Source organism: Chitinophaga deserti (assembly GCF_003149455.1).
Classification (GTDB): Bacteria; Bacteroidota; Bacteroidia; order Chitinophagales; family Chitinophagaceae; genus Chitinophaga; species Chitinophaga deserti.
This window is the reverse complement of the sequence record NZ_QFFK01000006.1, coordinates 243,112-253,125: the sequence shown is the minus strand read 5'-3', so window position 1 is coordinate 253,125 and position 10,014 is coordinate 243,112. Positions and strand designations below refer to the sequence as shown.

The 10,014-nt window shown below is 47.0% G+C and carries 11 protein-coding genes; 4 read left to right on the top strand and 7 right to left on the bottom strand.

Annotated features, from left to right (window positions below):
• The 4 genes from DEV76_RS26205 to DEV76_RS26345 all read left to right on the top strand — a co-directional run.
• The coding region (locus DEV76_RS26205) for a hypothetical protein (RefSeq protein WP_232826959.1) at nt 1-233 on the top strand (233 nt) is incomplete at its 5' end.
• A 695-nt stretch (nt 234-928) separates the two neighbouring features.
• Nucleotides 929-1,222 (top strand): hypothetical protein, encoded by a 294-nt coding sequence (locus DEV76_RS15555; RefSeq protein ID WP_109698841.1) that lies wholly within the window; start codon nt 929-931, stop codon nt 1,220-1,222.
• Between the two features lie 48 nt (nt 1,223-1,270).
• The gene (locus DEV76_RS15550) at nt 1,271-1,540 is read left to right on the top strand and encodes an acylphosphatase (protein ID WP_109698840.1); all 270 of its coding nucleotides are present in this window, start codon (nt 1,271-1,273) and stop codon (nt 1,538-1,540) included.
• A gap of 157 nt (nt 1,541-1,697) precedes the next feature.
• Nucleotides 1,698-1,928, top strand: coding sequence for a helix-turn-helix domain-containing protein (locus tag DEV76_RS26345; RefSeq protein ID WP_109698839.1), 231 nt, complete (start codon nt 1,698-1,700; stop codon nt 1,926-1,928).
• Between the two features lie 53 nt (nt 1,929-1,981).
• On the opposite strand, the gene DEV76_RS15540 is transcribed toward DEV76_RS26345, so the two are convergent.
• The 7 genes from DEV76_RS15540 to DEV76_RS15510 form a co-directional block, all read right to left on the bottom strand.
• Nucleotides 1,982-3,130, bottom strand: coding sequence for a C1 family peptidase (locus DEV76_RS15540; protein WP_109699030.1), 1,149 nt, complete (start codon nt 3,128-3,130; stop codon nt 1,982-1,984).
• A 40-nt stretch (nt 3,131-3,170) separates the two neighbouring features.
• Entirely contained in the window at nt 3,171-3,893 is a 723-nt protein-coding gene (locus DEV76_RS15535) for a head GIN domain-containing protein (protein ID WP_109698838.1), read from the bottom strand.
• A gap of 30 nt (nt 3,894-3,923) precedes the next feature.
• Complete coding sequence (locus DEV76_RS15530) at nt 3,924-5,018, bottom strand: hypothetical protein (protein WP_157962915.1); 1,095 nt, start codon at nt 5,016-5,018, stop codon at nt 3,924-3,926.
• Nucleotides 4,984-5,520 (bottom strand): ATP-binding cassette domain-containing protein, encoded by a 537-nt coding sequence (locus DEV76_RS15525; RefSeq protein ID WP_109698836.1) that lies wholly within the window; start codon nt 5,518-5,520, stop codon nt 4,984-4,986. The genes DEV76_RS15530 and DEV76_RS15525 overlap by 35 nt, the downstream gene beginning before the upstream one ends.
• Nucleotides 5,517-6,062, bottom strand: a complete 546-nt coding sequence (locus DEV76_RS15520; protein ID WP_157962914.1) for an RNA polymerase sigma factor — start codon at nt 6,060-6,062, stop codon at nt 5,517-5,519. The genes DEV76_RS15525 and DEV76_RS15520 overlap by 4 nt, the downstream gene beginning before the upstream one ends.
• Nucleotides 6,063-6,242: 180 nt before the next feature.
• Nucleotides 6,243-8,708, bottom strand: coding sequence for a TonB-dependent receptor domain-containing protein (locus DEV76_RS15515; RefSeq protein WP_198652086.1), 2,466 nt, complete (start codon nt 8,706-8,708; stop codon nt 6,243-6,245).
• Nucleotides 8,709-9,006: 298 nt separating this feature from the next.
• A complete protein-coding gene (locus tag DEV76_RS15510; protein ID WP_109698833.1) occupies nt 9,007-10,014 on the bottom strand; it encodes a DUF2167 domain-containing protein in 1,008 nt (335 codons plus the stop codon).

The following is a 10,014-nucleotide window of genomic DNA, read 5'->3' as shown; positions in this document are numbered from 1 at the left end:
TATATCCGGAAGCTGTATTCGAATCGCCGGAGGTATTGAAGATAAGATTTGCTTTAAAAGGCAACTGCATCATCAGACAGGAACAAGATACATCGGTTATATCCGGAAGCTGTATTCGAATCGCCGGAGGTATTGAAGATAAGATTTGCTTTAAAAGGCAACTGCATCATCAGACAGGAACAAGATACATCGGTTATATCCGGAAGCTGTATTCGAATCGCCGGAGGTATTGAAGATAAGGTTTTGCTTTAGAAGGCAACTGCATCATCAGACAGGAACAGGATACATCGGTTATATCCGGAAGCTGTATTCGAATCACCGGAGGAATTGAAGATAAGGTTTTGCTTTAGAAGGCAACTGCATCATCAGACAGGAACAGGATACATCGGTTATATCCGGAGGCTGTATTCGAATCGCCGGGTGGTATTGAAGATAAAAGCGTTTGCTTTTTAAGGCTACTGCATCACCAGGCAGGAACAGGACATATAGGCTATAATACTGAGGTCGATTCGACCGCGGGAGGTAAATGGAGTGGATTGCCCTTGTCTTAACAGGTCACAGCATTAATGCATCGATTTGCAGGAACAGCCACCTGTTTCGGCTCCCCGAAGATCAATGTGGCCATTTAGAAGCAAATGCATCAGGTCTGCCACTTCCGAGACCAGGTGCGTACACGAGAGAAGCCTGTAACTAGTCATTTCCCGGCATAGCAACCAACTTCATCTCGTTGATTATCAACAAGATTGAATCGGCAACAAAGCTGTAAGCCACATTGATTCCAGCGCCTTTTCAACCATCCGGCAGTATGAACCACTGGCAACCCGGGAGCGATTGTTAGCGTAAAAGAAACAGTATCAACAACAAAAATTTCAAGGTGTTGGGCAATTACCCATCAAATTGCTCAATACTCCCCAGTAAATTTAAAGTTATGGAATGGGTGAACATAAGACCGACATACACACAGGGAAACAAAACCACCACTCCGGAGCAAACCGTTTTTTCCTGGCTGAGCCGCGCCGGCTTCCAGCTGGAACTGTTGCGCAGAAGCGTGGACCCTCCCGTCACCGAATACTTTTACTTTCATCCGTCTAAATATATACAAGTTCACATGGTAGAAGATCCTGAAACCGGCAATGCCAGTTTCTTCATCTTCTACCCCGGCGGTCAAACCATTGTAGCATCTGGATTCCGAGAATTACAGGCTGCAATTGCCGCCGGGTAAAACCACCCCTGCATCAATTTTGTTATCTAATTAAACGAACACGCAGTTATGTTGCACAAAGAAATCGTAGTCAAAGGAATGGTACAAGGCGTTTACTTCAGAGCTACCGCTCGCTCTGTTGCAGTCCGTATGGGCCTTACCGGTGCAGTAAAAAACCTGCCCGACGGGCATGTATGGATCGCAGCTGAAGGTCCCCAGGCAGCGATGGACGAATTTATCAGCTGGTGCCGGATTGGCCCGTCCGGTTCCAAAGTCACCGGACTCGACATTACTGACGGCCCCTTACAACACTATACCGATTTTAATATCCTGCATTGATTTTTTTCTGAATTGCTTCCTCATTCACATTCTCCCAAACGCTGCACCAGCAAGCGTTGTAGTAACACGTCGAAATTATTTTCCCACGGCTGGGCCACTGCCCAGCGGAAAAGAGAAATAATTCGATGATCTTGAACCTTTTGGAAGCAAATTAACAATGTCAACCCAGGCCCCTGATATATTGCGCCTTTTCGGTACAAATCTTCGCCGGATCAGAAAGGAAAGAGGCTTCAGCCAACGCGAGCTCTCTGCACGATGTAATGTCGACAATGCAGACATTTCCCGAATGGAAAATGGTGAGATCAATGTCACACTACGCACCCTGTCACAACTGGCAGATGCGCTTGAAGTGGCGATTCTTGAACTGTTATCTGACCGCAAAACATAAAAAAGCAGGACTTTCATCCTGCTTTTTCCCTTTCATTTTATATGTATCTCGTATCAAAGCAAATGGAGCTTCTTTATTAGTTCCTTATCCAGCGCAGCTTTCGGAACAATTACATTGATCGTATTAACTGCAAAGTAAGGCTCCGAAACATATACATATCCACTGAATGCAGAGCTGGCACCCCAGGAATTCTTCACAATAAAAAACCGTTTGTTATCGCGGTTCTTCCCTATTCCTGTAATATGCATCAGGTGATCATCCTGCGTTACCAGTTTCTCAAACAGTTCCTGACGGTAAGCCTGCGTTGCGTTCACCTCCTTTATAAAAGGATCGGGGCGCTGGCGGTCCATCAAACTGTCGTATTGCGGACTGAGGGCATAACCACCCTTATGCGCGAAGCCTTTATTGCTTACATCTGCATCCCACATCACCGTATATCCCTTTTGCACTGCAGTCCAGGTAGCTCCAATCAGTTCATCCAGCGATACATTAAAGAAACTACCATTGGCGTGGTTATCAGGGAGTTCCAGTACGAAGGAAGAATAGAAAGGATGGTGTGTAAAAGAAGTAAGGCTCACATAATCCGACGGATTAAACTTCAGCACCTGCTTAGCATATTCCTGTGGTGTATAGGTTTTACCGTTATACTCAAATGTTGCAGGCGGTGCGGCTCCCATATACTGATCCATCAGCGCAGTAAACCTTTGCTCCCATTTGGGATCTATCGGCCTGCGGCGCAGTAATGTATCGAGGAACTTCTTCAGCGTATCGGCCATCTGGCCATGCTCAAAGGATGCTTGTCCGGGTAATTTGCCACTGTAAACAGATTCGGGCATCAGGCCTTCCTTTCCGGCTGCCAGCAACACATCGTGCCCCAGACCACCTTCGCCAAACTGGGCAGCACCCTGGCGCTTCACGTAGTTCCGGGCCTTCATCAGATAAACGTTGCGGACAACAAACATCTCCGAAAGGTCGGGTTTCAGATCCGTTCCGTTCTTCATGCACTGGCTTTCAATGAGCGACACCGTGGAAAAGCACCAGCATGTACCGGTCATTCCCTGGTTCTTCACGGCAGTAGTTGCATTATTCCGGATCACGGTAAACTCCTGTGCGGGAGGATTAGCAATACTCTGTGGTGTTTCCTGTGCAATGGAGGTAAATCCAGCCAGCACACCGGCTAAAGTTAAAATCTGTAGTCTCATAAGCAGCATGGGTATTTACCGCTAAAATACGAAAGCCGGATCAGTTTTCATGCGTCACGCGCCCTTTTCCGGAAACAGACTGCTCTACAGTAGCATTACCCTTGTAACGTACGTTTCCACTGCCGGAAATAGCGATCTCCAATTTTTTACTAACATTCATATAAGCATTTCCCTGTCCGGAAATAGCCACTTCAGCTACCTCTGTAGCCATGGATGGGGCATCAACATCCGCAGAACCGGAAATAGCCACTTCCGTTTTCTCCGTTTTACCGCTAAGTTTCACCTTACCATTACCACTCAGGGCAACTTCCAGGCTGGAGTAATCAAGATCGAGGTCAGCTTCCCCGGTGCCACTGAGGGCCACTTCCAGCTTTCCGCCTTTGAGTTTACCGTCAGATTTAAAGCGAACTTTGCCACTGCCGGCCAGTTCTGCTATCTGGGGATTTGTAATCCACACATTTACCGGTTTACTGGGCCTCAGTTCAGTATCTCTGCGGTAGCGGATCTCAAGATCATCCCCTTTCAGCTTTACTTCGATATATTGTAGCAGGTTTTCATCGCCTTCGATCTCGATCGAAGTGGCACTACCCTGTTTAACCTGAACATTGAAGTTACCGGAGGCACCAATATTCTCGAAAGTGCCTGAAACAGAACGGGATTCTTTTTTCATAACGCCGTTACCGGATACTTTTTCCCGCTGGGCGGAAGCAGACATGGCAAAGGTTAAGAGGGCCGCTCCAAAGAGCACAGCAATTTTTTTCATGGAATTTTTTTTTTTAGCAGGGTTAAATAATCAGTCCTCACCAACTTTCACGTCGCAATACTTGCCGTTCACCGAAATGAGGGGGGATGCTTCGCTTGCGTTGGTTGTTATGGCGGAATAGGAGAGGCTGCTTTTTTCGCGGTGTTCGGAAACGTTCTTGAAATCAAAGCCCGAGGCGCTGAAATTTCCATATTTCACATTGGCTCGTGCACGGAACGGAGTACCCGACTGAACACCAAAACGGATATCTGTGTAGTTAATGTCGGCACTGAGCGACTTAAAGCCCCTGCCCACTTTGCGTATCTTAATATCACAGTAGTTACCACTGATCTCTGCACTGGAACTTAATTCGTCCATTTTCATGTCGGTATAGTTCGCCCTCAGCAACATACTACCTACCCGGCGGAATTTTAACTCGTCGTAGGCTGACTGTAAATTCAGTTCACCGATATCTCCGAAGGAATAGGTGCCGTTGCTGGATTTGAAGATCACTTCATTTGCCTTTTCACAATTCAGCGAAGAATAGGCGGCGTTCACGTTGACCTTATTCATTTTACCCAGCCGGGCCTTGTTGGTATAAGCAATGTTAAGCGATATAGAGCTGCTGGATTCTGCTATATCGATAAAGCCGTAGTTTACTTTCAGTGATGCGGGAAAAGGCAGCTGGCGTGCGAGTACATCACCAAAATTGTTTTGAATACTGATCGATTTCAGTTTAGAAGGCACATAGATATCCATATCAATATTCACGTAATCCTTATTGTCTTTCTTATAACTGAACCATTTTGAAGCGGCATCGGATACTGCTGTAATATATACATCCCCATCCTTCTCTTTCGTCTGAATACTAATTGTTTCAGTCATTCTTTTGGCCTGTTCAGCATCATTACCGAAACCGGTAATAGTGATGTTTGCTTTACATACCGGGTTGTTCCAAATGTGAACGGTTACTTTACCATACTTGGTGTTGATATTGACACTGGAAGCATCGTTTACACGAAACTCCTTTACCTGGGTCACTTTATGCTCGTCATCACCTTTTGCGGCGAAAGCGAGTACCGGGCTTAGTAAAAAAATGAGTATTGTAAATTTAGAGAACATCTTTTTGAGTTGATGGTGAATCATTACTGTACTTGTTATGCTCATCAAGAATCCTGTCGAGCAATTCGAGTTTCATCTGGTAGTACCGGATCATGGCCGCGCGGATGCGCTCGTTCCCGGGATTGGCGGCCAGTTCCTTTTCCAGCATTTTATAAGTATCGTTGCGCAGTTCCAGCTCTTTGAGGGTAAGACTGTCCAGCCCGGCCGTAGCGGCGGGGAGCTGTTTCAGCTCATCCATTTTCTGTTCTATGCGCGCGGAGTAATAAGATTCCATTTCCTGGATCTCAGGGATCACAACTGCCACTTCCTGCCTGGTATTCATATACTTGAGCAGTAATCCGGCATTTACGAGCAAGGCCACGAGTATAGCGGCTTTCCACCAGTGCTTTGCCATCATCTGCACGACTCTCCCCTTCTCTTTCCGCGGCTGTGGCAACTGTTTCTCCAGCCTGGCCCAAACATCCGGCCCTGGCCCCTCTTCCTCAAATCCGCTCCTGTTTTGCCGGATAAACTCTTCCAGGTTCATATCCTTTTCGATTTAAGATGAACGATCTGACGGACACGCTCCTTAGCCCGCATATACTGCGTTTTCACGGTGGACTCTGATATATTCAGTAACCCGGCTATTTCGCGGTGACTGTAATCTTCGAAAATGTACAGGTTCAGCACTGTTCTGTAGCCTGCCGGCAGCTGCCCGATTGCCTCCTTAACAGTGGCCACCGTTAGCATATGCTCATTTTCATCCACCCCGTCTTCCGACTTCCATTCCTGATCTTCCACTTCCTCGAAATACACTTTCTTTTTCCGGAGGTAACTGAGGCAGTGGTTGACCACGATGCGTTTGACCCATGCGGTCAGACTGCTGTCGGTCGCGAGCTTGTCCAAATTTTTAAAGATCTGTACGAAAGCCTCCTGCAGTACGTCTTCCGCGTCGGCGGAATGCCCGGTCATCCGGAGGCAAATATTATACATGGCTTTGGAATATGCATGATACAGGTCGTGAAACGCACGGGCGTCGCCCATGCGGCATCTGGCCACGATCTGATCTGTTACAGGCAAATTTTCCAAATTGTCAGGGTATAAATTCATATAAAAGACGGTGAAGCGTCATGAAGGTTGCACAGGCCGGGGACTTTTTTTTCAAATTACTGAAAACCACCGGCATATAAAAGCGAACGCGACCCAGAAGGGCCGCGTTCTTTCCATCCTTATATACCTAAAACATGATTAGGTCATCTTTAAAAAGCCCTATTTCACCCGGTTCAGTTCATCTTCCAGACCCGTTTTACGGTTTCTGGCCTCTTTCACATTAGTATTACCGAAGCGATAGGAGAAGGTAAGGCGTACCTGGCGGCTGTCCCAGCCCGTTCTAAGCCCCAGGTCGCGGTTAGCCATTTCATAAGTACCGCGGAAGCGCTGCGTCCTGAATATGTCATTCACATTCAACTTGATCGTGCCTTTCTTTTTCAGGATCTGCTTTTGCAGCCCGGCGTTCAGTGCGTACATCGATTTCATCCGGAACAGGCCTTCCTGGCTTATTTGTGGAGAAACATAGAAGAAGCTCACTTCCGAAGACCATCCTTTACCCAGGGTAAATGTTTGCTGGGTGTTCCCGAAGAAACCAGCGGAAGCCCGGTTGATCTCCTCTCCTTTCACGACCGTTTCAAACTTGTTATAGAAAACGGATACCGTAGTGAAGCTCTTCCACCACTTTGTGATCTCGTAGGGAGCAGAAATATTCAGGTTCACATTATCCTTGCTGGCCACGTTCATGTAGCGGTACACTACGATGGAAGTGTCTCCCGTAGTTTCGTCAACATCCGGTTCCAGTACCCGCGAAAGCATGTCTTTCGTATGGCTGTACCCGATAGCGGTGGTCAGGAAAGATTTGAATGTCCAGGTAAAGTCGATGTTGTTGGAATACTGCGGGCGAAGGTGCGGGTTACCACCGCCTTTAGTATACCGGTCAATATAGAATTCAAAGGGATTCAGATCGTCGTAGCTGGGGCGCTGCAGACGGCGGCTGTAGGACAGACCTAACTGATGGTTTTTATGTGCGGCGTAACTGAAGAATATACTGGGAAAGAAGTTCAGATAGCTGGTATCATTTACTTCCTTCTTCGTCACGGAATTACCGGTTACATTGGTTTGCTCCGCACGAACCCCTGCCTGAATACCCAGTTTCTTAAACTGCCGGTTATAGTTGATATAAGCGGCGTTTACGTTCTCTTTGTAAATGAAGTAGTTAGACCGGTTGGCATCATATTCCCAGCCATGGTTACGAAGACTATCGAACCGGGAATCGTTATCAGAATCTACCCAGCTGAACTTCACACCTGCTTCAAACTTATCATTATGACGCAGGGGATGTACGTAGTCGAGTTTGGCAGTTTTGATATTGATGATGGAAGGCTGGCTGGCACGTGTTACGTCTTCCCGCCAGGTTTCTTTACCAATGGCATCCCGGTAGCTGGAATACAGGAAATTATCGTTCCTTTCTGTGTTACGGGAATAGTCCAGGTCAATGTTGAGTTCCCTGCCCGTGGTATCCAGTTTACCTTTGTAATTAAAGTTGTAAGACTGGCGTTTCCAGCGTGAGTTGTTATCTGAATTGGAATACAGGGCAGAATCAACCCGTTCTCCGTTACCAATTTTTGTGGTGCCTACACCTGTACCTTTCCATTTATTATCGCCCATGTCAAACATAAGCCCGATGGTGTGGTTGGAATTGAGGAAGTAATCGATACCTGCTTTAGCTCCATGGTAGCGGGATTTTTTATCGATGTTCGAAATCTGGTCGAAAACCATCCGGCCAGACTCTTCCTGATTATCCCGGGTGATGTGCAGGAATTCGAAGTTACGGTTGAAGTTATAGTTGTAAGAACCATACAGGTTCACTTTTTTACTACGGTAATTGAGATTGATACCTCCGTTCGCCTTGGGGAGCTCGCCCTGGATGTAACCCAGGTTCAAGCTCCCGTTGGCGCCGTAGTTGCTGTTTTTCTTCAGCTTGATATTGATAATCCCGGCGTTGCCCGCTGCATCGTATTTGGCGGAAGGATTGGCGATCAGTTCGATTTGGTCTATGTTCGAACTGGGCATGTTTTTAAGCAGCTGGGCAACGTCCTGGGCAGACATGTTGGAAGGCTTGCCGTCGATCATTATTATAACACCGTTTTTGCCACGCATGGAGATGTTATCATCTTTATCCACCTGAATACCAGGGGATTGCTGGAGTACTTCGAGGGCAGTACCTCCTGCAGACACGATGGAGTTCTCCACGTTCACGACCATTTTATCGGCTTTCTGTTCGATGAAGGGCCTTTTGGCGGTTACATCCACCGCTTTCAGGTTACGGGAATCTTCCGCCAGGATGATGGCCGGCATGTTTACAGCGGAACCATTTAGCGTGAAGGGGGCGGAATATCCTTTTTTAAGACCCATGTTAGCTGCGGATACAATATACCGGCCACCGGAAATGCCATCAAAAGCATACTTCCCTGAAATATCTGCAAGTACCCCTTTTACGAGGGAAGAATCTTTTGCGCGAAGGAGTGTTACGGTAGCAAATTCTGCGGGAGCTTCATTGGTACGGGTTACTTTACCCGCTATTTGTGCTTTGGGGGCAGCTCCATTTTGCGATTGTGCAGCTACCGGCAAAGCGGCAAAAGGCACAAAGGCACTCAGGATCAACATTTTGTAAAACGATTTCATATAAGGCGGATTATAGTTAGATTTAGATCTGTAGATAATGTAGTTCCTTTCTTTAACAACTACAGTGCTAAGGTAGGTAGTATGTTTTGCATAGTACATAATTATACACAAGTGGTCATTAGATTGGGATGATTGGTAAAATCTGGTGGAAACAATTTCGGGAAACCTGCAAATGCGTTTGCAGTAACAATAAAAAGACGATCATTAGGGTGTTTGGTTACAAACTTTTAAAAAAAAGCGGCGCCGGAAGATTATCCTCCGGCGCCATATGCTTTAAAATATCGTATGAATACTATTATCAGGCTTTAGTCTGGCTTTCACTTTCCACCTCCTCACCTGCTGCCAGCGGTTCGGGCTGCTCTTCTGCCTGTACCTCTTCCTCCTTTCTTCTCCGCCCGGTGATCCATTTGTAAGCAGCACCACCAAGGGCAATAACACCCAGAACAATGAACTTGCCGAATTTCGCGAGTATAGCGAAGAACCCTACCTTGGCCAGCACTTTTCCAGCAACGAGGCCCCCTACCGTCCAGGCGGCAACCTCATCTACGTCAGGATTGAAGTCGGCATAGGCGTGCCCGCTTTCGAAACTGGCACTGCTCAGAATAGCCGGAATATGAGTTTTGATTTCTGCCAATTGCGGCATTGCCCCGATTGCGTTCATAGACAACACGCCCTTACGGCCAAGGATACGTACATTATAGTTCAGGGTATGCTGCTCTGATTCCCCAAACTTCAGTTCCCGGGCCCAGTGAAGTGTTTTGGTTGTTTTATCATAATAAGGAGCGGCTGCCCAACCGATGATATTTATTGACTCATAACCTCCTTCTGCCCGCGTTTTATTTGCTTCTACAGCCTCTTCCTTCATGGTTTTCAACAGGTCGTCGTAGTCGATTTTGTCAGCATCCTCATCTTTAACATACCCCATTTCCTCGAAGTTGATATCAAAAGCCCATGTATTGTCATCGAGAGGACCACGGTCTTCCGGGAATAGCATCCCCATCGTTTCTGATTTGGGATTTTCCCAGAGATCTTCCAGAACACGGTGGCTTTGGGTAGCATCGAGGTAGCGGAAACCTTTGGGAACATTGATTACAATGCCGTGCTCCAGGGTTACTTTACCTGTCTGGAATTTGAATGTGGCATGAATGGAATCTTTCAGTTTTTGCACCTCGGCATCGGATAATTCAACGCTTTCGCTTTCCTGCGTTTCGGTGCCTGTGGCTACGCGTGGCCCGCTGGTATCCAGCTGAGCATTGGCATGCGCAAAAATGGCCAGGAATGCGGCCATCAGGGTAACAGATTTCAT